Origin of the sequence: Paenibacillus sp. FSL E2-0177, assembly GCF_037992975.1 — a bacterium.
Taxonomy (GTDB): domain Bacteria; phylum Bacillota; class Bacilli; order Paenibacillales; family Paenibacillaceae; genus Paenibacillus_AQ; species Paenibacillus_AQ odorifer.
Window position 1 is genome coordinate 5,664,567 of the sequence record NZ_CP150307.1, and the last position, 21,640, is coordinate 5,686,206.

The 21,640-nt window shown below is 46.7% G+C and carries 17 protein-coding genes; 4 read left to right on the plus strand and 13 right to left on the minus strand.

Annotated elements, in window-relative coordinates; all coding sequences use genetic code 11:
- Window positions 1–119 precede the first annotated feature (119 nt).
- The 3 genes from MHI25_RS25270 to MHI25_RS25280 all read right to left on the minus strand — a co-directional run bounded on the left by MHI25_RS25270 (window position 120) and on the right by MHI25_RS25280 (window position 5,359).
- Window positions 120–1,811, minus strand: a complete 1,692-nt coding sequence (locus MHI25_RS25270; protein WP_076186343.1) for an alpha-glucosidase — start codon at window positions 1,809–1,811, stop codon at window positions 120–122.
- A gap of 71 nt (window positions 1,812–1,882) precedes the next feature.
- Entirely contained in the window at window positions 1,883–3,538 is a 1,656-nt protein-coding gene (locus MHI25_RS25275; protein ID WP_076129195.1) for a response regulator, read from the minus strand.
- Complete coding sequence (locus tag MHI25_RS25280; protein WP_340394552.1) at window positions 3,539–5,359, minus strand: sensor histidine kinase; 1,821 nt, start codon at window positions 5,357–5,359, stop codon at window positions 3,539–3,541.
- A gap of 238 nt (window positions 5,360–5,597) precedes the next feature.
- Here MHI25_RS25280 and MHI25_RS25285 point away from each other — a divergent pair, with 238 nt between their 5' ends.
- The 3 genes from MHI25_RS25285 (at window position 5,598) to MHI25_RS25295 (ending at window position 8,984) form a co-directional block, all read left to right on the plus strand.
- Window positions 5,598–6,974, plus strand: coding sequence for an extracellular solute-binding protein (locus tag MHI25_RS25285; protein ID WP_340394553.1), 1,377 nt, complete (start codon window positions 5,598–5,600; stop codon window positions 6,972–6,974).
- 207 nt (window positions 6,975–7,181) lie between these two features.
- A complete protein-coding gene (locus tag MHI25_RS25290; protein WP_036679565.1) occupies window positions 7,182–8,066 on the plus strand; it encodes a sugar ABC transporter permease in 885 nt (294 codons plus the stop codon).
- Window positions 8,067–8,093: 27 nt separating this feature from the next.
- Window positions 8,094–8,984: a carbohydrate ABC transporter permease gene (locus MHI25_RS25295; RefSeq protein ID WP_036679567.1), complete on the plus strand. Its 891-nt coding sequence runs from the start codon at window positions 8,094–8,096 to the stop codon at window positions 8,982–8,984.
- Window positions 8,985–9,076: 92 nt separating this feature from the next.
- On the opposite strand, the gene MHI25_RS25300 is transcribed toward MHI25_RS25295, so the two are convergent.
- The 10 genes from MHI25_RS25300 to nifB all read right to left on the minus strand — a co-directional run bounded on the left by MHI25_RS25300 (window position 9,077) and on the right by nifB (window position 20,093).
- Complete coding sequence (locus MHI25_RS25300; RefSeq protein ID WP_280753694.1) at window positions 9,077–10,207, minus strand: homocysteine methyltransferase; 1,131 nt, start codon at window positions 10,205–10,207, stop codon at window positions 9,077–9,079.
- Window positions 10,204–10,956, minus strand: coding sequence for a HesA/MoeB/ThiF family protein (locus MHI25_RS25305; protein WP_076146351.1), 753 nt, complete (start codon window positions 10,954–10,956; stop codon window positions 10,204–10,206). Before MHI25_RS25305 ends, MHI25_RS25300 begins: the two co-directional genes overlap by 4 nt.
- A 37-nt stretch (window positions 10,957–10,993) precedes the next feature.
- Entirely contained in the window at window positions 10,994–11,560 is a 567-nt protein-coding gene (locus MHI25_RS25310; protein ID WP_076146353.1) for a DUF269 domain-containing protein, read from the minus strand.
- Window positions 11,544–11,948, minus strand: a complete 405-nt coding sequence (gene nifX / locus MHI25_RS25315; RefSeq protein WP_076146356.1) for a nitrogen fixation protein NifX — start codon at window positions 11,946–11,948, stop codon at window positions 11,544–11,546. The genes MHI25_RS25310 and nifX overlap by 17 nt, the downstream gene beginning before the upstream one ends.
- Window positions 11,914–13,251: a nitrogenase iron-molybdenum cofactor biosynthesis protein NifN gene (gene nifN, locus MHI25_RS25320; protein WP_340394554.1), complete on the minus strand. Its 1,338-nt coding sequence runs from the start codon at window positions 13,249–13,251 to the stop codon at window positions 11,914–11,916. Before nifN ends, nifX begins: the two co-directional genes overlap by 35 nt.
- Window positions 13,241–14,605: a nitrogenase iron-molybdenum cofactor biosynthesis protein NifE gene (gene nifE / locus MHI25_RS25325; RefSeq protein ID WP_076303287.1), complete on the minus strand. Its 1,365-nt coding sequence runs from the start codon at window positions 14,603–14,605 to the stop codon at window positions 13,241–13,243. Before nifE ends, nifN begins: the two co-directional genes overlap by 11 nt.
- 161 nt (window positions 14,606–14,766) lie before the next feature.
- Window positions 14,767–16,308, minus strand: coding sequence for a nitrogenase molybdenum-iron protein subunit beta (gene nifK, locus MHI25_RS25330; protein WP_076303286.1), 1,542 nt, complete (start codon window positions 16,306–16,308; stop codon window positions 14,767–14,769).
- Window positions 16,305–17,768, minus strand: a complete 1,464-nt coding sequence (gene nifD / locus MHI25_RS25335; RefSeq protein WP_076129186.1) for a nitrogenase molybdenum-iron protein alpha chain — start codon at window positions 17,766–17,768, stop codon at window positions 16,305–16,307. The genes nifK and nifD overlap by 4 nt, the downstream gene beginning before the upstream one ends.
- 75 nt (window positions 17,769–17,843) lie before the next feature.
- Window positions 17,844–18,713 (minus strand): nitrogenase iron protein, encoded by an 870-nt coding sequence (gene nifH / locus MHI25_RS25340; protein WP_235219430.1) that lies wholly within the window; start codon window positions 18,711–18,713, stop codon window positions 17,844–17,846.
- 3 nt (window positions 18,714–18,716) lie between these two features.
- Entirely contained in the window at window positions 18,717–20,093 is a 1,377-nt protein-coding gene (nifB, locus tag MHI25_RS25345) for a nitrogenase cofactor biosynthesis protein NifB (protein WP_340394555.1), read from the minus strand.
- A gap of 662 nt (window positions 20,094–20,755) precedes the next feature.
- On the opposite strand from nifB, the gene MHI25_RS25350 reads away from it, so the two are divergent.
- Window positions 20,756–21,583: a TerC family protein gene (locus MHI25_RS25350; RefSeq protein ID WP_036679597.1), complete on the plus strand. Its 828-nt coding sequence runs from the start codon at window positions 20,756–20,758 to the stop codon at window positions 21,581–21,583.
- Window positions 21,584–21,640 lie beyond the last annotated feature (57 nt).

The following is a 21,640-nucleotide window of genomic DNA, read 5'->3' on the forward strand; positions in this document are numbered from 1 at the left end:
CTCCACTCTATGTATGTTAATGTATCGCCATTGTACAGTCTTTTACTCACAAACTCAAAGAAGAGTTGTCACAGTGGAGCGCTCAGCCCCTTCATGACAACTCATTCCTGTAGCTTCCCTTACACAAGCTGCTGCAAATATACTCGCGCTTCATAAGGACGAAGTTTAAGCGGTTGGATCTGCTCATCTTTTTCTACGGAATAATTAGAAATTAACAGCTCAATATTGTCTGGTTGGAACTCCGCTGGCCATTCGAATACAGGCTCTCCATCATAAAAATTCAGAATAACCAGCAGCCGCTGATCTTCTAATGTCCGAGTATACGCATATATCTCTGTATGCTCTGCGAGCAGCAGCCCGTAGGCTCCATAAACGATGACTTTGTGTTTTTTTCTCAGGGCAATCAGCTGTTTATAGTAGTTGTAGATGGAATCGGGATCTTTAATCGCATTGCCAGCGTTGATCTCCATATAGTTGGAATTTACTTCAATCCAAGGAGTCCCCGTCGTAAAACCACCTGCGTGACCATCGTCCCACTGCATCGGGGTGCGGGCATTATCCCGGCTTTTATGATGAATGGCAGACATAATCTGCTCTTCTGGAACGCCGTTTTTTCGCTTTTCTTCATAATAATTAAGCGTCTCTACATCCCGGTACTCATCAATGGATTCGAAACAGACATTCGTCATACCAATTTCTTCGCCTTGATAAATATAAGGTGTGCCTTCCAGCATGTGAATGAAGGTCGCCAGCATTTTAGCCGAAGGAATCCGGTAAAAAAGGTCGTTCCCAAACCGGGACACTGCGCGCGGCTGGTCATGGTTGCAGAGATAATTCGCATTCCAGCCTTTGTCATGCAGAACCGTCTGCCAATTACTCATAATCTTTTTCAGCTCCAGTAGACTCCATGGGACGACATCCCATTTTCCACTACCTGCCGAAGCGGCATCCAGAAACATATGCTCAAACTGAAAAGTCATATTCAGCTCTCTACGCCCGTCCCCTACATAATCTAGCGCCTGCTCCGGTCCAAGTCCTGAGGTCTCTCCTACCGTCATAATATCGTAGAAATAAAGCACTTTATCATATAAATTCTGTAGCAGGGTATGCACATCTGCCAGATTGGAGAACATTCCATAAGCCCTTACGGTAGGTGTTCCACCTGGATTATCCGCATCCGGGTAACCTTTCGTCTTCACGATATGTGCAATGGCATCAAAGCGGAATCCGTCCACACCCTTCTTCAGCCACCATTCCACCATCTCATGCAGCTTATCAATGACCACCGGATTCTCCCAGTTCAGATCAGGCTGATATTTGGAATAGAGGTGAAGGTAATATTCATCGGTCCGCGGATCAAGCTCCCACACCGAGCCACTGAAATAAGACTCCCAGTTATTCGGGGGACCTCCATTTTTTCCTTTTCGCCAAATATAGTAGTCCCGTTTCGGATTATCCTTCGACGATCTGGATTCAACAAACCATGGGTGCTCATGTGACGTATGGTTCAGAACCAAATCCATCATCAGCTTCATCCCACGTGCGTGCATCTCCCTCAGCAAATGGTCAAAATCATCCATCGTGCCAAATTCCTTCATAATGTCACAGTAATCACTGATATCATAACCGTTATCATGGTTTGGTGATTTATAAATAGGGCAGACCCAAATCACGTCTACACCTAAATCCTGCAGATAATCCAGTCTGGATATGATTCCTTGCAAGTCTCCAATCCCATCTCCGTTACTATCCATGAAGCTAATCGGATAAATTTGGTACACGACACTCTCTTTCCACCATTTCGGGTTCATTTCTCGGTTACCTCCTATTTAGCTATATGTAGAGTTTAACCACACAAAGCCTAGTAGATAACAATTTACTCCTACTTCCCTAGTCCCTTTTGATATTGTGAGGGCGTAAGTCCGGTCCATTTCTTAAAAGTAGCACTGAAGTGGCGTTCTTCCCCATAGCCCACTAACTTTGCAACGGCGTACATTTTTAAGTTTTGGCGGAGCAGCTTTTTTGCCTCTTCTACCCGGTATTGATGCAAGTAATCGAGAAAATTCACACCCAGCTCCTGGCGGAACAGTGAACTTAAATAAGTATTAGATACATAAGCTTCCTTCGCAACATACTCCAGAGACAGATTGGTATTATATTTGTTACGGATGATCTCAAGCGCTGTAACTACTGTTCGATGCAGAGGGCGATGTTTAGAAAAAGCCTCCACCACATTCTGCATGATCTTATTCAGGATCGTAGATAATTCCTCCAGCGTCTCGATCTGTGGTGCCTGCTCCATCCAATTGACCAAATGCTGCTTCCATTCAAATCCAGCTACTTGTTTTTCCTGCGCAAGCCTCTTAAGGCGAACGACAAAAGCTGTTGCCCGAATATTCACCTCCTGCTTGAGGCATCCGGGGTTTCCGCGAAAACGTTCCAGCCACTGCTCCAGCAGATCGAGGGCAAGCTCATTACTTCCTGCACCGACTGCCACAAGCATCTCATCCTCCAGCACATTTAATTCAGGATCATCTAAAATCCCGATCTCCTGTGCGCCACCCCCAATAACTCCTGAACCTTCTGTAAAAAAATAAACGCCGCCTTTCCCGTTCAGAAAGCGGGATTCCATGGCCTGAAGCGCTTCTTTATAAGACAGGTGAGCTTCCGAAATATCCGCACGACAGGAGCCTACAGCAATACTGATTGACAGCTTGAGGTATTTCTCCAGATTGCTTTGCAGCATCCCAATCTGCTCTTTTAAATAGATGGGGGTTCGGTAAGACTTGCGAGAATCCGTTCCAGCTAAACCACTGCCGATCCAGAGCAGGAGATTGCCATCATGGAAGGTCTCGATTTTTCCTTTATAGATAGGAGACAAGGTCTCACTAATAATATTTAGGGCCGCGTAACGTAAAAGTACAAAATCCTGTCCAGACCCACCGGCAGAGGGAGGATCAAAATCAAAGCTGACCAGCCCAATCTGCGGACCTTCGTGACTAATAGCCATAGCTAACTCACCGATCAGCTCCTGCCGCCGCTCCAGCGGAACCGGAGGATGATGAATCCATTGGGACAGCACTTGGCTTTTGACAAGCGGTGCATTTTTATGCCAGGAACGATCTCTTTTTAGCTGTTCATTCTCCTGACAACGCTGCCTTTCAATTAGCTCCTTAGCCTTGAGTACCGTCTTCAGAATTTCCTCCGGCCGGCACGGCTTCAGCACATAATCGACAACCCCCAGCGCAATCGCTTGTTTCGCATAAGAGAACTCATTGTAGCCAGATAAAATAATCGAGCGAAAGTCGTAACCGCGACGCCGTCCAGCTTCGATTAGCTCCAGACCATTCATCTGCGGCATGCGGATATCCGTTAACAATAAATCCGGCTGTTCAGACTCCATCAGAGCCAGCGCTTCACTTCCGTTCCCCGCTTCGCCCATTACCTCAATCTGATGCGAATTCCAGTCAATCATATTGACGATACCCTCACGGATGGTGTCTTCGTCTTCAGCAATCAGCAGCTTCAGCTTCATCATTTAGGGACCCTCCACAGTGATATGAATGATAATACGTGTGCCTGCTCCTTCTACACTCTCTACTTGCAATGAGGCTCCGGCAAAAAACAAAGCTAAACGTTCCTGTACATTCGAGAGCGCAAACCCCGAACGTCCAGCATTCTCCTCTTCCTCCGAAATAGAGCTTCCTCTCGCTAAACGCTGATGTAGCTCCTGAAGTCTTTCCGGCGTGATTCCCACCCCGTTATCTTGAACTTCGAGCACAATAGTCCTATCTTTGCGGAAGGCGCGAATCGAGATTAGTCCGCTTCCTGCCAGTGGCTCGATCCCATGAATCACTGCATTTTCCGCCAGTGGCTGGAGCAGCAGCTTCGGAACTGTGAAATCCTTGATACTCTCATCCAAGGCAATTTCGAACTCAAAACGTTCTCTAAACCGATTTTTTTGCAGGAACAAATAATTCGTCACAAGCTCTACTTCCTGTTCCAATGTAAACGTATCCCGCCCATCATTTAAGCTCAGCCGGAATACTTGAGAAAGCGAATAGACCATATCCGCTATTTCTTTGTCGCCCTTCTTCTCAGCTTCCCAACAAATCGTATTCAGCGTGTTATATAAAAAGTGCGGCCTGATCTGCGCCTGAAGCGTTTTCAATTCTGCTTCCTGCTGCTTCAGTTTGGAGGCATATACATCATTGATGAGCGATTTGATCCGCTGCACCATTAGATTATAACCATGGCCCAAGAGACCAATCTCATCATTTCCTTCAAAAAATACGCGCTGTGTGAAATCCCCTGTCTGGAATCTGCGCATGGAGCGGGAAAGCTTTTTCAGCGGTTTCGTTATTGAGGCGGCGGCGAGCCAGGTAACCATTAAGCTAACTGCTAAGCACAGAAAAGCGATCGTCACCGTGACCTGTGAAATCTGTCCCAGCTCTTTGACAAGCTGCCGTTTGGAATGCACAACCACCACATACCAACCCGTCGTTTCTGACTGCAGATGCGAGACAATCCACTGTTTGTGATCCGCTGTAGACTCCAGTCTCTGCTCTAGGTTCAACTTAGGATCGCTGTCCGCAAAATACGGAAGATCAAGATCTCTTTTGCCGATCCAGCTCCGGTTAGAAGCCGTAATGATGAGCCCGTCTCGATCTACCACAAACATATCTACATCATCTTCAGAGTTGTCTAGATATTGGCTTCCAATCTTACCAGCATCGACCCCGATCACCGCTAGCCCTGCCGGTTTTAAAGTATATACATTCTTGATAATTCTGGAAAGTACAATCTTATGATAATGATCACCAACAAATATGCCATCCGTGGGTCTGGACAATCCAAAGGTTGGACTGCCTGCGGCTTCAACGGCTTCCTTGTAGTACGAGGTTTGGACAAAGTTAGAGAACTTCATGCCAGTCGTCAATCCGGCTTGGTTCGCAGCAAAAGGCTCCGCCCCGTTATTCTGGTCTTCCAAAGAGTATAGAATCAGGGATTGAATCGAATTGCCAGCGACCATCAGGTTGGTGACCGTTTTAAATACGGAATTACGTTCTTTTTGTGCTTCTGACGACACTAAGAGCCGCTGCACACTTTCATCCAGAAAGAGTGTATTGGAAAAAGAAATCATTCCCCTCACCATCTCATCAATCTGCTCTGCTGTTTTTCGGGTCAGGTGATCCTGTGACTGTTTCATTTTCTCCACCACCTGCTGCGAAGAGATCTGATAGGAGTTCCACCCCATAGCAAATATAGTCACGAGAAGCAGCGGCACAAACCATAATAACAGCTTAAACTGGAGCGGAAGATGGCGATAACGGCTTAATAAGCGGATGTTTCGATTCATGAGAACCACCTTCATGTATAATCAATAAATGTGTAAACCAAGTATAACTGAAATCATTAAACCCTGAACCAGCTTTTTACAATCACTGAAAAATGCCTACATAGTTCTTAAATATGGACCATGTTTCTATCGGTCATAAACTCTTAAGATGGGGATGCAAGATGAAACGACATTGTCGTCCTCGTTTGATGACAGCCGTTCTCGTGGAAATATATCTCATAAAAAAGGTGGGTTTTTGATGAAAGGTAAAGGAATAAAGCTAGCACTTATGAGTCTAATGCTACCAGCTCTGCTGGCAGGCTGCGGTGGCGGAAATAACAATGCGAAAGCTACCAATGCACCTACAAATGACAAGGCCGAAGCTACTGCCGAAGCAACAGCTAGTGCAGGGGAAAACACACCCGCCGAAAAAATCACACTGAAGTTCTTCACCGCGCTCGCGGATCGGGCCAATGGTTCAGGTAAGGTAGAGCAAGACATTATCGATGCTTACATGAAAGAGAACCCTAACGTCAAGATTGAAGTGGAAGCGCTTCAAGATGAGCCTTACAAATCAAAAATCAAAGTATATGCCTCCAGCAATCAGCTGCCTGATATCATTCAAGCCTGGGGTCAGCCCTCCTTCCTGAGTCCGCTGCTGGATAACGATCTACTGCTTGAACTGAACAGTGCTGACTTCGAAGGTAATCAGTTTGTGTCCGGATCCATGGACGGCTTCAGTAAAGACGGTAAGCTTTACGGCTTGCCGCGTGGTGCCGACTACATGGTGATGTACTATAACAAAAAAATATTTGCTGACAACGGCATCGAGGTTCCAAAAACAACAGATGATTTGCTTGCCGCCGTCAAAACACTTCGTGCCAAGAAAATTAACCCGATCGCTATGAATGGTATGGACGCTTGGACACTGCCTATCTGGTATGAATTTGTAGCCCAACGTCAGACTGGCGATTTCAATACAATGGATGAAGCTGTTGCACGTAAAATATCCTTTACAGATCCTAGTCTGGTTGCAGCTGCAACTGAAATGCAGCAATTCGCCGATGCTAAAGGTTTTGCCGATGGCTGGCTGACTGCCGATTACGGTGCTGCACGCAACTTGTTCGGACAAGGGCAAGCTGCCATGTTCTTTATGGGCGCTTGGGAGTCGGGTCTGGCAACAGACGAGAACTTCTCTGAAGAATTCCGCAATAACGTAGGTGCTTTCGCATTCCCAGCTTCAGCTAAAGGTAAAGCAACCGATGATGCCGCTTGGTATGGTGGTGGATATGCAGTCAGCAAAAACTCCAAACATGCTGAAGCCGCTGTTGATTTCTTGAAATATTTCTTCGCTCCAGAGCATTGGTCTAAAATGCTATGGCAAGCTGGCGCGGGTACACCTGCGCAGCAATTCGATCAATTCCTAACGGGTAACGAAACCCAGCTGCAAAAAGAATTGATTGAAGTGTTCAGCTCCATGACCTCTTCCAGCGGTACTCCACTGCAGGATGTGGGTGACGATGAGTTCAAGCAAAAGGTAATGGAGGCGCATCAAAGCCTGCTATCTGATGCGATTACCCCTGAAGAATTCGCCAAAGCACTGGATACTGCATCCGATAAATTCGCTGGTAAATAAACCAGAGAACTACAAAAAACATGAACCTTAGCGCTCCTGAAGTAAGCTTATAGATGGCAGTGCGCAAACCCCGGCTTCCCCCAGAGGCCGGGGTTTTGTTTTCGAAAAAATGTATACACCGATCTGAAATTTACGGCATGTTCCGGTGCCTGGCTTCCCGTTACGATGGTAATAGATAGATTACTCTTTAAAAGGACGGAGATTTCCATGCACAGAGTGTTAAGCGACAAAAAAGCGATTTTCTTACTCATCGCACCTGGACTGTTCCTATTTGCTTTTATGATCTGCATCCCTATCTTCATGAGCGCTTATTACGGTTCTACGGATTGGGGCGGGATCGGCAAATACAATTTCATCGGCTTTGATAACTACCGCGAAATTCTATTTCATGACAAAGTGTTCTGGAGATCGCTGGTCAACGCCCTGCTCCTGACCGCCGCCACAGTATTTTTACAACATCCCTTTGCCATTCTCATGGGGATATTCCTAACCAACTCCGGCAAATACGAAAAAATATTCCGGACGATCTTTTTTATCCCCGCTGTAATTTCCGTCGTCGTTACAGCCAAGCTGTGGACCGGAATTTTCCATCCGAACTACGGACTGCTCAACAAGCTGCTAAGCGGAGTTGGATTGGACGCACTTACGCATGATTGGCTCGGTGATCCGAAGACAGCCATCTGGTGCATCATCATTGTTGTTATGTGGCAAGGCTTTGGGTATGCACTGCTGCTGTATTATTCAGGTCTGCAAGGCATTCCGGAAGATTTAAGCGAAGCCGCAAGAATCGATGGCGCCAACAACTTTACCCTCTACACGCGTATCATCATTCCGCTGCTTTCGCCGATGATGCGGGTTGCCATCATCATTGCCGTCACCACCTGTCTTAAGCAAATGGAAACCGTATTCTTAATGACCAACGGTGGCCCTGCAAATAGCACACAGTTCCTAGGGAACTATCTGTACAAAACCGCCTTCTCATCATCGCTATACGGCTATGGTAATGCCATTTCGATTCTGTTTATTGTGTTCTGCCTGATCCTAACCGTTATCCTCAACAAGATTTTAAAGAAAGATATCGGAGAATTTTAAAGAAACCCTGTAACCGGAGGATATCCTATGAATAATTCCTTATCGCCTGCCGCTTCACCCCCTAAGCTAAACCTTCACAAACAAGAACGCAGAAAGCCTACAACGGGCAAAATTCTAATGATGGTGTTCCTGTGTATCATCGCGTTGATTCAGTTATTTCCGCTTATTTGGTTGATCGATTATTCCCTGCTCAAGAGCGGTGAGTTCTTCGGAAGCTCATTTCTGAAATGGCCCTCTCCACCCCAGTGGGAGAACTATCGAAACGCTTTTACCTACGGGCGTGTGCCACGTTATTTTGCCAACAGTCTTATCATTACAGTGATAACTGTTATGCTCTCTGCGCTGGTGTCCCTGATGATGGGATATGCGTTTACCCGGATGAAATGGAAGCTAAGTGGCATTGTCCTGTCTCTAATCATGTTAGGCATGATCATCCCGATTCACGCTACATTGCTGCCAAACTTCATTCTGTTTAACAAGCTTGGGATGCTGAACAATATGTACACATTGATTTTGCCTTACTCAGCCATTGTCATCCCCATGAGTGTCCTGATTATGACCGGGTTCCTGGAGACCATCCCACGGGCTATTGAAGAGTCCGCCGTTATTGATGGCAGTGGCATTTACGGGTTAATCTTCCGTATCATCCTGCCCATCACCAAACCGGCGCTGGCAACCATCTGTGTGCTCAACTTCATCAGCACGTGGAATGAATTCATTATGGCGAACACCTTCCTCACCTCGGAAGATCTTAAGACGATTCCCTTCTCCATTATGAAATTCACTGGTGAGTATTCATCCAACTATGGTGCACAGTTCGCTGTTATGACGATCATCGCTATCCCAACCATCCTGATCTACCTGCTCTTCACAGAACAGATGACCAAGGGAATTACCGCTGGAGCGGTTAAGGGGTAACACAATAAACTTAATCCTAACAACATTAAAAGGCTGACAAGACAGGTTTCGTACCCGTCTTGTCAGCCTTTATTCATTCTTACTAATATCTCTTACGGTCGTTGCCAATCCTCCCTCAGCCATTCAACCAAGAGGAGCTCTGGCACATTCACTTTATTAACTTCGGCATAGTCTCTCACCCGTTCAAGCAAACGTCCCGCGGTTCCAGCACTAACCTCTAAACCATGTGCGTTCAGTACATGTATGATTCCACCACTTCCGGAATGTTTACCTAACACAAAATGATGTGCTCTCCCCACCTCTGTGGGATCAAAGGTCTGGTAGGTGGCTGTTTCTTTCAACAAACCGTCAACATGTATCCCAGATTCATGTGTGAAGGCGAGTGATCCGACGATTGGTTTGGCATCGCCGACACTTCGGCCCGAGGCTGTGATCACCCTATCCGCCAGCCCCTTCAAACACTCCGGACGTACGCTGCTCTCTCCGCCATAAAGATAACGCCAAGCCATCACTACTTCTTCCATTGCTGCATTCCCGGTACGTTCACCAATCCCTGCTACCGTAGTGCTTGCCCAGACCGCACCCGCGGCAATACCGCTAAGTGTGTTTGCAGCCGCAAGACCAAAATCATTGTGGCAGTGTACCTCAAGCTCTACATCTACAGGAACAGCACTAAGTAATGTGCTTACCCGCTCTGCCATTTGACCCGGATGATGAGCAGATACCGTATCTGCATAACGGAACCAACGAATGCCTTCTTTATATAATGTATTTACCAGTTCAACCAGGTACTCCATACTTGCCCTTGAAGAGTCCTCCATCCCCACCGACACAGTCATTCCTAGCCGTTGGCCATATTCCGTCGCATGCAGTAATCTTGTCAGACCTTTGGCAGGTGTTAAACCTAGCTTACCTTGTAATTGAATTTCCGAGACAGGGATCGATACATGACTCCAGTTCACACCCGTCGCCCAAGCTTTGTCGATATCACTTTCCAAAGCCCGATTCCAAGTCATCATCTTCATAGGTAGACCTAAATCAGCGATGGCCGCAATATCTTCTTGCTCTTGCTTGCCCATGGCAGGAATTCCTACCTCTGCTTGCTCCACTCCGCATTCCGACAGCAACCTTGCGATTTCCAGCTTTTCTTCCCTCGTGAATGAAACTCCAGCCGCCTGTTCACCATCCCTAAGTGTCGTGTCACATAGCCTGAGACTTTTCACGGTTTACCTTCCTCTCCGCAGCAAGTGCAATTCGGATTACGGGTAATATGGACGCTGTAACAGGCGAAGTCGAGTGAATTGAAGCGATGCATTACGCCCGCATAAGTCGTCCCTACCCTTGTAACCCATTTTACGGCTTCCAACGCAGCCAGACAACCCGCAATTCCGGAGGTTGCTCCCAATACTGGAAAGCCAAACGGTTCCCATTCTGGATTCACATCCGGATAAAGACACTCTAAGCAAGGGGTTTCACCAGGTATAACCGTTGTTAGTGAAATCTCAAATCCATACATCGCCGCCTCTACCATTGGCGTGCCGGTTTCTACACATAGGCGGTTCAACGTATATCTTTCCGGAAAATCATACCGTGCATCAATCACTATATCGGCTTGTTCTACCCAAGGTTTTGCCATATTGTATTCAATCTTCGAATTAAATCCTTCCATTTCAACATTTGGATTCAGACGTTTTAGCTGCTGAATGGCTGTGCTCATCCTTTCCATACCCAAATGATCACTGTCCATCAATATCTGTCGATTTAAATCTGGAGGCACAATGTTTCCTTCATGCGCCAAGATCAGCTTGCCGATTCCGGCAGCAGCTAAATAAAGTGCGGCAGTGCCTCCAAGCCCTCCAATTCCAGCAATCATCACTGTAGCTTCTTTTAGCGCTTTCTGCCCACCTTCTCCAAGCAGCTTCAATTGGCGAGCGTATCGTTCCAGTTCGGTGCCGCCTACAAGCTGCTCCATTTTCTCCCTCCCTGTGGCTGAGCTGCATCATTGGAATCTAACCCTCCAGACCATCCGTTCCATAAAGAGCTGTCATTTCATTAAATTTATCCATAAAGGCTAACCCTTCTTCTACACAAGCAACGCCGTAGCGAATTACTTTCTCCTCAGAGGTAAAAGGAAACGGAAAACCTGCTCTCAAGCTTTTTAACACAAGAATAATCCGATCACTATATAAAAGAGCACGCCCAAATCCTTCCCCGTTTATTTCAGATGAACTCTGAACCAGAACCCCACTCTTCTCCTCGATCACGCCCGCCACCGCCTGAAACAAGAGAGGAACCTGCAAACGGACTTTTGGAGAAACCGCGCAGTTAAAATCAGATTTGTTCTTGTCTTCAGGGGAAGCGAGAAACAATCGTTCGATCTTCTTCTGTGGTGAAAGAGAAGCATGTCTTCCAAAAAAGTCTTCTGTATCAAGCAATTGACACAACCGCCGTATGAACATCTTTGCTATATCTTTATCCAGCTCTTTCTCCGTGGTTCGACTACGGCGGTTTAATACTGCCGCTTCCGGAGCAACCCGGCCCATTAATGCAGCACTCTCATTAGCTATGGGATCCATCTACACTCGCCCCTTCCGCTTCATTTTCAGCATGTAATACCTTGGCTAGCCACATCGGTGGTTTGCCCTGTAGCATTTCAACAATCCGCTTCACTTGCTCATCAATAGGACTGCCTGGTGGAACCTTTACCGGCATAATTTTACGACGTGTGACTCTTGCCGCTGCTGAGGCTCCAATCTGCATGATGAATATTAGTGTGCAATCCTCTACCACCTCCAGACGACTCTCTATTTTGCCTGCTTCATCCTGATTGAGAATCGTTGGCAGTTTACGAAGATCTATAAGCTCCCCGCCACTTTTGGTAACTTTATAAATTGCGAACATCGGACTCTGCCCAAAATGGGCATTCACTCTAATTCCATCCTCTGTAGCGAATGCTACTTTCACGATGTTCCTCCTCCCTTCGCATTAACAGATTCGCCGCTTTATTCGTCCACTCCATCGCTCCCCGATACCCTACAGAAGTGGCCATATAAGCACCAAGCTCATTCCAAACGGGAAATCCAGCCGCCATAAATGCTGCATCTAACCGCGCCGCTCCATTTATCCCATGTGAGTTACCGATCCATAAATCTGCACCTTTACCCAAAAACTCAACATCATCCAGATCACCGACCCATACCTCTCGTTCCATCTCAACCACCAAAGGAGTTTCATAGGAAGTGACCAGGGCCTTTTGCTCCACCCCCAGCTCTTCGAGCCAAGAAGATACGGTATACAAATGGTCTGGCTCCAGCGCAACAAGTGCAGACATTCCCGCAAATTGAAAATGAGCATCCAGCATGCTATCCAATAAATTCTCTCGTTGCCAGCAATAACGAAGCTGTACCGGCTCCCCGCTAATTTGATGCAGAAATTGCAAAATATCATCCGTTGCTTTAAGCCCCATAGCACTCTCGAATACTTTGTAGGGAGTTCCCAGCGCATTATGCAGTCTTCTAGCTGGACGCTCCATACTTCCGCCGATGGCAAGGGTTAGACCCGAATGCAAGCTTTGCAGCATCGAATCTAGAGGCACCCCACCTCTTGTTAGCGGTGAAAATCCTGTCAGCAGATGCCCAGACAAAGAGGTCGATATATCAGGTACAGCGATTACCTCAAAACCGAAGGAGGATATCATTTCTTTCAGCTCCATCACATCACCCGGCGTCAGAAACGATCCCGGCAAGAGGGTAATCTGACGTGAATTCACACTCCTTGAACCCCGATGGCCTACCTGCTGAATCATCTCATCAAGCATCGCCTCCACGGTAGAACTGAACCCCGATTCCAATGAACCGCGAAAGTCAGGTAAGGTGACGGAAAAGGCAAGCCCACCCCGCATGTTCCGCTCCCTTTTATAGGTCTTGAGCATGGATTGATAATCCACTCCAGCCACATCCGTCAGCTCAGTCCCAATAATGCCTATAATGTCTGGTCGGTGTTTACTGAGTATGGTATTTAGAGCTTCCTCTAAATTACGATTCGCATCAAAGATTACATCCATCTCCTGTAAAACAGAGGTCTGTACGGCTATAGGCTCGCGAAAATGCCGGGTAAGCAGCGCCTTCGGAAATGCGGAACAACCTTGCGCACCATGCACAATAGGCAATGCCTTGTAGCAGCCCTGAAATGCCAGTACGGAACCAAGGGATTGACCGATTTTGATTGGATTAACTGAAGTAGGTTTACTCCTTTTGTTAACGGTCATAGGAAGGTTCCTCCTTATCCCAGGGAGCGGCACTGGCAGCCAGCTTCCAGATTGGATTAGCAAGAGAATACGTCAGCTCCTTAGCCAGCCTTAGTAAACCTTCGTAACCAGCATAGGCTTTGTGTCTTTCTTGATTAATATCGATAAACGGAATCTGCTCTTTCATTGCCACATACATATTCCGTCCGCCAGCAATCATAATATCTGCCTTACGATCCCGGACGGTTTTGATAATTCGGCTTGCCCCGCCCTCCGGGATATATTCGGTGTCATCACCAACACGATCCGCTATACGCCGTATATCATCTTCCGTGCTTTTGTTCGTGCCTACACCTACCACCTGAACGCCTAACTCCTTCAGTGCGGAAATAATCGACCAGCTTTTTACTCCACCCGTATAGAGAACTGCTTTCTTTCCTTTAAGCAGCTTGCGGTAGGGCCGCAGCTCCTGAATCAGTCTGCTTTCCTCTCGTTCCGTCAACCGATCCACACGCCGCTCCATCTCACGGTCATTCAGCAAATAAGCCATTTGACGTAAGGAATAAGTTGTCTCCTTGGCCCCATAGAAGGAGCCTTCGAAATAAGGAATGTGGTATCTTGCCTCCATTTCTTTTGCCAGACCTAACAATGCACGGCTGCACACAACCATATTCACTTTTGCATGATGTGCCCATGTAATTTCCTTATATCTTGCATCCCCTGTAATTCTGGACATTAGCGTAATTCCAACACTCTTCATTAATTTCTCGATATCCCAGATTTCACCCGCGATATTGTACTCCCCAATCAAATTCACACCTAAAGGAGTCTCCATTTCTGGTTCACCTGTGCCAATGACATATTGTAGCAGCGCTTCTCCAGCCAGCCGATTTCCGAGATTCTTACTGCCTACGAATCCGGGGCTGTTCACGGGGATCACAGGAAGTCCCAATCTGCCTGCCGCTTCCTTGCATACCGCATCCAAATCCTCGCCAATCAATGCTGTCACACAGGTCGCATATACAAATATTGCCGGAGGCATAAAGCGCCCGGCAATATAGTCAATGCTATCTTTGAGTTTCTTTTCTCCGCCAAAAATAATATCGTTATCGTTGAGATCTGTAGTGAAACCGTATTGTGAAAGTGATGGCCCGCTTGACAAAGCCCCTCTACTTTCCCAGCTATTCCCGGCACAAGCAGCCGGCCCATGGACAAGATGCGCAGCATCCATGATCGGCAGCAGCGTGATTTGGGCTCCGTCAAAGGAGCAGCCCCCAGCCGCTTCGCCCGGCTTGGGGCGTGGACATGGTTTCGATTTCGGAGTTAAGCTCCCGCAAGCTTGCGCGTCGGATACATCGTTTCTGATGGACTCCATCGTACCACCTCCCGTAACTGAATACTCCTTACGCTTAAAATGCTCAATTATTCAGTGTCACTACGATAAATATTGCACTTCCGGCCGCTCCCCAACGCTCGGCTCCGTATGAGGACGAGGGAATGAATCGGAAGTATACGATTCGGCTTAACGTTCTCCTACTAACGAACAAGATCGTGGTTGAAGCCAGATGAATCCTCATCCAACCCCTGCAGAATTGTATTTACTATAGTAGTTAACAGGTTCAAGGCACCTTGATAACCGATAATCGGATAACGATGCAGATGATGGCGGTCAAAGACAGGGAAGCCTACACGGATCAAAGGAACGTCGGCATCTTTGGCAGCAAATTTAAGATGAGAGCTTCCAATGGCCAGATCCACAGGATCATCAATCAGCAGAGAGCGCATATGCCACAAATCATTTCCGATATGAACCGTTGTTTCTGCTCCGTAGGGGCTGGCAGCAAGCAGAGCTTTCGCTTCTTCTTTAAATCCGTTTTCCCCATTAGAGCACACAATATGAATAGGCTCTATACCGACTTCCAGACAGAATTCAATCAGGCCGATCAGCAAATCCGGATCGCCAACTAAAGCCACTCGTTTGCCATGCAGATAAGGGTGGCTATCGAGTAAAGCATCCACTACCCGGCCACGTTCTTCCACAAGCTCAGGCGGAATGGGCAATCCCGTTAATTCACTGATAGACTCTATTAGCCGATCTGTCGCATGAATGCCCAGCGGAGTCGACATCGCAACGGTCTGTTGTTTCCATGTGCCGCTGATGTATTCCAACGTTTTTTTGACAGAATATTTCTGAAGTGAAAGAGTACCCAACGCATTAGCTGCCTTCGGCACATCCGCCAGCTTCGTTCCCCCATAATAATAGGAATATTCACCTGTAGCCGGGGAATCAAAATTGCCGCTGTGATCACCAAGGAAGGTGTAGCCTGTATCAAACGCGGCAAGGATTTTTCGAATTTCCGCAAAATTCCCCGTATAAGGCTCAAACCCTAAAATGACATTCAGCTTCTCTCCAGTTCCCTCTCCACTGCCAGGGGTAGCTTCAATCCCAGAGCGGATGAACAAGGTACTGAGGATAGACTTTAACATGGAATCGTAACCTGTAATATGTGATCCGGAAAAGCTTGGCGTGTTGGCGTAGGGCACTGGAATTTCGTTCGAAATTGCACCCTTCTGGCGGGCATTGGATATAAACGCCTGCAGATCATCCCCTATAACCTCAGCCATACATGTAGTGGATACAGCTATCATCTCTGGCTTATAGAGCGCCACACTATTTTCAAGACCATCAATAAGATTGTTCATCCCTCCAAACACCGCACCATCTTCTGTCATAGAGGAAGAAACTGCGGGGGTCGGCTCCTTGAAATGACGGCTTAAATGACTACGAAAATACGCAGTGCAGCCTTGAGAGCCATGTATAAACGGCAGAGTTTTTTCGAATCCCAGCGCAGCCATCAAGGCTCCTAGGGGCTGGCATGCTTTATGAGGATTAACTACCAGTGAGGTGCGGGCAAAATTCTTATCTTTATATTCAGACGACTTCGAGTAGGCTAATGCTTCTGCTGTCTCTTGCTCACTGCAGGGTGCCTCGAATGCTTTTTTCCCTTCACGTTGCTTCACATAGGGTTCAGTTTGAAATAATGTATTGTAATCTGGGATCTCCAGTTTGTCCTTCATACGCCCGCCTCCTTTTTAGGGAGTGATCCTGTTTTCCCTGAATTGATCAAGCTCCACACTGGGCTGTTAATGGTCATGTCCATGTCCTTAGCAAAAATCTTAAACCCATCATAGCCATGGTAAGGACCACTATAATCCCAAGAGTGCATTTGCCGGAAAGGAATACCCATCTTGTGATACACATATTTCTCCTTCACACCCGAGCCCATCAGATCAATATCAAGTCTTTGCGCAAGCTCTTCCAGCTCGTAAGCGGTTGGATCATCGTAAATAATAGTGCCTTCCGGAAGTTCAGGAAATGTCTTCTCGTAATCATCCTTGTGAGCGAACTCATAACCTGTGCCCACTACCTCCATCCCCAGATCCTCATAAGCCCCCAGTGTATGGCGGGCACGTAATCCGCCTACCAGCAGCATGACCTTTTTACCTTCCAGCCGGGGTTTAAATTTAGAGATTATCGCCTCCATTTGTGGCGTGTACTTAGCGATGACTTTCTCGCAGTTTTCCTGAATATATTCATCAAACCTTGCGGCGATGGCTCGAAGGCTTTCAGCGGTTTTGGTCGGCCCGAAAAAGTTGTATTCCAGCCAAGGAATCCCATATGCTTTCTCCATCGTCGTTACCATATAGTTCATGGAGCGATGACAGTGAATCAGATTAAGCTTCGCCTTATGCGCGATCGCCAATTCATTGATGGTTCCATCCCCAGACCACTGCGCAATTACACGCAGACCCATTTCCTCCAGTAAAATGCGTGAAGCCCAAGCGTCCCCACCGATGTTATAATCTCCGATAATATTAATATCGTAAGGACCACATTCCGCAAGCTCCTTCTTCCCCATCAGAAAATCACGGATCGCATCGTTAGCAATATGATGACCCAAGGATTGGCTAACCCCACGGAACCCTTCACAACGAACGGGAATGATCGGGATACCTAGCTCGATAGACATTTTTTTGGACACCGCTTCAATATCGTCTCCGATTAGCCCCACAGGACACTCTGATTGGATCGAAATTCCTTTAGCCAGTGGGAACATTTCTTTAATTTCACGGCAAATGACTTCAAGCTTCTTGTCACCGCCAAATACAATATCTGTCTCCTGAAAATCACTCGTCACCTGCATAGCCGTAAAGTTATCAATGCCCAGTGTTCCGTTGGCATAATTCCGTCTTGTTCCCCAGCTATATTGCCCACAACCTACAGGACCATGGCTGATATGCACCATATCCTTGATCGGGCCCCAGACCACGCCCTTCGAACCGGCATAAGCACATCCTCTTTGGGTCATAACCCCCGGACGGGACTTCATATTCGATTTGATGGCGCATTTGCCACAGTTTATTAACTCTTCATTATTGATTTCAAAATGCTTCTGACGATCCTTCCGTGCCTTTTCCGGGTAAGCCTCAAGAATCTCTTCGAGCATCTTTTGGTTATCTTCGATATTAAGCCCCATTCTGAACCCTCCTCATCCCTCAGAGTGATCCGGTGAACAGCCGTCTCTCCACTCCTGTTCACCGGACGAACCTAATTATTGGCCAGATGCCTTCAGCTTTTTCAGCGCCGTCTCTTCATCCTCAATCACACCAAATTCCATGAGTAAATCCTCCAGCTCTTCCATAGAAATCGGGGTCGGGATTGTCATCATATTGTTATTCAGGATCTTTTCTGCCAAAATCTCATATTCTCTCGCTTGCTGATGATGAGGATTATATTGGGCCACGGTCATTCTTCTCAGCTCTGCATGCTGAACCACATTATTCCGCGGGACAAAATGGATCATTTGCGTATTCAAACGGCGTGCCAGCTCCATAATGAGCTCATCCTCACGGTCCGTATTACGACTGTTGCAGATCAGACCGCCCAATCTTACGCCACCGCTGTTGGCATACTTTAGAATTCCGCGCGCAATGTTATTGGCCGCATACATAGCCATCATTTCCCCGGAGCATACGATATAAATTTCCTGTGCTTTATTCTCACGGATCGGCATTGCAAATCCACCACATACCACGTCACCAAGTACGTCATAGGATACAAAATCCAATCCTTCATAAGCCCCTTGCTGCTCCAAAAAATTAATAGCTGTAATAATCCCGCGGCCGGCACAACCCACACCCGGTTCAGGTCCACCACACTCCACATTAAGAATGTCGCCATATCCCAACTGAACTACATCCTCGAGCTCCAAATCCTCAACCGTTCCTCTTTCTGCAGCCAATTGGAGCACTGAATTCTGAGCTTTAGTGTTCAAAATCAGCCGTGTGGAGTCCGCTTTAGGATCACAGCCTACAATCATTGTTTTTTGACCAAATTTAGTGGCGAGCTGCGCCAAAGTGTTCTGCGAAGTTGTGGATTTACCGATACCGCCCTTACCGTAAAAAGCTATTTGTCTCATCATTCATCATCCCTTCGAAATCGATATATTTTCAAAATAAGAGCTGATCTTCACACTTTCGAGAATCGCATCCTGTATTTCACCTTTACGCACCAGAGGCAATACTCCGGCTTTATTTAAGCTGGCGCGAGGGACATCGCCAATACCAGAACAGAGCAATATTTGACAGTCCTGTAATATAGAAATAATTTCTTGTAACGTGGCATTCTTATCCCCATTACAATCCGCTTTACCGTGGCAATAGGCCTGAATCTTTCTGATACCTAGCAGTTTCACGCTTATTCCATCCGTTTCATAAACCATGAACTCTGTCGCGTGGCCAAAATGTTGATTGACCTTATCCCCACCACGTGTAGCAACAGCGACTTTAGTGGTGTGCTGCCCTTGCTGGATAGAGTTCTGCCTTAGCTCTTTGGCTTTGACACGCTGACGGATTTTGGCATCGAGTTCACGTTGAAAGAGCGCTCTAGCTTGCTCATTAATAACTGGATTTGCATCCATCTTTTCTAATATAAAATCCTGATTACGATCCTGACCTAGCAGCCCAATGGCATCAGCACGGCATTGCCGACAATGGCGCATGACCTTCATCCCTTCGCGCCCAAGCACTTCCTGCAGGTTGTGCAGTTCTTTAGGGCGCGGCGCCTTGCGCCCATCCCGTTCATACTGACTTCCCGGTGCGATAATTAAAGGCGTCACATTATGCAGAGTTGCCCCGAGCGCTTTAACTGTTCGCGATACTTCAGGGAGATGATGATCATTGACCCCTGGAATCATAACGGAATTAACTTTAACAAGAACGCCTTGCTGTGCCAGCAGCTCCAAACCTTGAAGCTGGCGGCTGATCAGCAGCTCCGCTGCTTCTTGTCCTTCGTACCGGATCCCTTCGTCAATAACCCATGGATAAATTTCACGGCCCACATTGGGATCAATGGCATTGATGGTGATCGTGACATGACGGATACCTAGCGCTAGTATGGCGTCTACATGCCTGTAAAGGGTCAATCCATTAGTACTCAGGCAAAGGGTAACATCAGGGACCTGCCGCTTGACTCGTTCGAACGTGTCAAATGTTCGTTCTGGATTAGCCAGCGGATCACCCGGACCTGCAATCCCAACTACCGACAGTTGCATCAGCTGTGCGGCTACACCTTTCACTTTGCGTTCAGCTTGCTCTGGAGTTAGCACTTCACTAACTACACCAGGCCTGCTTTCATTCACACAATCGAATTTCCGGTTGCAGTAATTACATTGGATGTTACAGGCGGGAGCAACCGGGATGTGCATCCTAGCAAAAAAACGATGAGCTTCCTCACTGTAGCAGGGATGGCGGCTGAGCTCCTCCTCTGCTTCAATGGATAACCTCGATGACGCCTGCGGCATTTCCCCACCTCCTAAAAATTTTATGCACCATGAACTACTAGTACTTCTTCGCAGTAAAACTAACTCTGATAGAACAACTGATGTAATTTTAGTTAACATAGTTCTCGCTTGATTGCTTTGATTAGTTTCATCATATTTTCATCAACTTACATCGTCAATCGAGTTTTCCCTTTTTAAGTCTTGTTTTTCCTTATGTTTGCAGTTTCGTCATATTAAATGTTAGTTTATATAACCTATATCTATCATGTTTCCGTTTCCATTTTATTCGATCTCTGTTGATTCTCCGTCATCATGTCATGTTTCTGGCCATTTTAAGGATTCTTAAAAGATAGAATCCATTTATTTCTGCAACTTTTATTGACAATGACTTTCATCTCGTATATGATCTCTTTAGGCAAGAACACATTGAATAATCTTAAAAATTTAATATATCCCGTAAAGGGGAGTAGCTGTTAAATAAAGTCGTCAATACGAGAATATGAGGATATTCTCCGGCTTTATTGGCAATTCACATTGTTAGCGAGACCTTTACCAATCAGGTTAGACCTTTATTCCAAAGGCTAATCTGTTTGGTAAAGGTCTTTTTTATATAAATTTGGTTAAAATGGTAGGGTAGATATCTTTTGGTAGATATTCGCATTCAAAAAGGGAGGACAACAGTAATGGATTGGGGATTATTATTAGAGTACGGTTGGGTATTGCTTGTTCTGGTAGCACTAGAGGGACTACTCGCCGCAGATAACGCATTGGTATTGGCAATTATGGTTAAGCACCTTCCTGATGAGGAAAGAAAAAAAGCGTTGTTTTACGGATTAGCGGGGGCCTTCGTGTTCCGATTCGGTTCGCTATTTGTCATCTCCTATCTGGTCGATATCTGGCAAGTACAAGCCATCGGCGCGATTTATTTATTATTTATCGCGGGTAATCATATTTTCCGAAAACTGTTGTTTAAGAAGCCCGTCACAGATGAAGCTGCTGAAAGCGGCACTGACGGTGCGGTCAATAAAAAGAAATCCAGCTTTTGGTTTACTGTTCTGAAGGTAGAAGTTGCTGACATCGCCTTCGCGGTCGATTCCATCCTAGCCGCAGTTGCACTCGCGGTTGCTCTTCCTGCAAGTGGTCTTCCAAAAATCGGAGGCCTTGATGGCGGACAATTCCTCGTCATCTTTGCCGGTGGATTTATCGGTCTGGTCATTATGCGTTTCGCAGCTTCCTTCTTCGTTAAGCTGCTGCATTCCCGTCCAGGACTTGAAATTGCAGCCTTCTTTATCGTAGGTTGGGTGGGTGTTAAGCTGTCAGTCATTACATTGGCGCACCCTTCACTTGGTGTTCTGTCCGAAGATTTCGCTCATAGTACCTGGTGGAAAGCCACCTTCTACGTTGTGCTCGTACTCATCGCTGTAATCGGCTGGTTTATGAGTAGCCACAAGGTTGAAGAGAATGTTGGCGAGAATCCGGTTCGAGAAGTAGACAAACAACTCGGTAAATAATCGTTAAAATACAGCCACAAACAATACCCCGAAAGATGCACCTTCTGAACAGGTGCC

Bases quoted from the DNA above. Each gene is read 5' to 3' on its own strand.
- nifH (WP_235219430.1), bottom strand. From the start codon at position 18,713: ATGATGAGACAAATAGCTTTTTACGGTAAGGGCGGTATCGGTAAATCC.
- MHI25_RS25280 (WP_340394552.1), bottom strand. From the start codon at position 5,359: ATGAATCGAAACATCCGCTTATTAAGCCGTTATCGCCATCTTCCGCTC.
- nifE (WP_076303287.1), bottom strand. From the start codon at position 14,605: ATGGAGTCCATCAGAAACGATGTATCCGACGCGCAAGCTTGCGGGAGC.
- nifB (WP_340394555.1), bottom strand. From the start codon at position 20,093: ATGCCGCAGGCGTCATCGAGGTTATCCATTGAAGCAGAGGAGGAGCTC.
- MHI25_RS25290 (WP_036679565.1), top strand. From the start codon at position 7,182: ATGCACAGAGTGTTAAGCGACAAAAAAGCGATTTTCTTACTCATCGCA.
- MHI25_RS25305 (WP_076146351.1), bottom strand. From the start codon at position 10,956: ATGGAGCAGCTTGTAGGCGGCACCGAACTGGAACGATACGCTCGCCAA.
- nifN (WP_340394554.1), bottom strand. From the start codon at position 13,251: ATGACCGTTAACAAAAGGAGTAAACCTACTTCAGTTAATCCAATCAAA.
- MHI25_RS25270 (WP_076186343.1), bottom strand. From the start codon at position 1,811: ATGAACCCGAAATGGTGGAAAGAGAGTGTCGTGTACCAAATTTATCCG.
- nifD (WP_076129186.1), bottom strand. From the start codon at position 17,768: ATGGGGCTTAATATCGAAGATAACCAAAAGATGCTCGAAGAGATTCTT.
- nifK (WP_076303286.1), bottom strand. From the start codon at position 16,308: ATGAAGGACAAACTGGAGATCCCAGATTACAATACATTATTTCAAACT.
- MHI25_RS25275 (WP_076129195.1), bottom strand. From the start codon at position 3,538: ATGATGAAGCTGAAGCTGCTGATTGCTGAAGACGAAGACACCATCCGT.
- MHI25_RS25310 (WP_076146353.1), bottom strand. From the start codon at position 11,560: ATGGATCCCATAGCTAATGAGAGTGCTGCATTAATGGGCCGGGTTGCT.
- MHI25_RS25350 (WP_036679597.1), top strand. From the start codon at position 20,756: ATGGATTGGGGATTATTATTAGAGTACGGTTGGGTATTGCTTGTTCTG.
- MHI25_RS25295 (WP_036679567.1), top strand. From the start codon at position 8,094: ATGAATAATTCCTTATCGCCTGCCGCTTCACCCCCTAAGCTAAACCTT.
- MHI25_RS25285 (WP_340394553.1), top strand. From the start codon at position 5,598: ATGAAAGGTAAAGGAATAAAGCTAGCACTTATGAGTCTAATGCTACCA.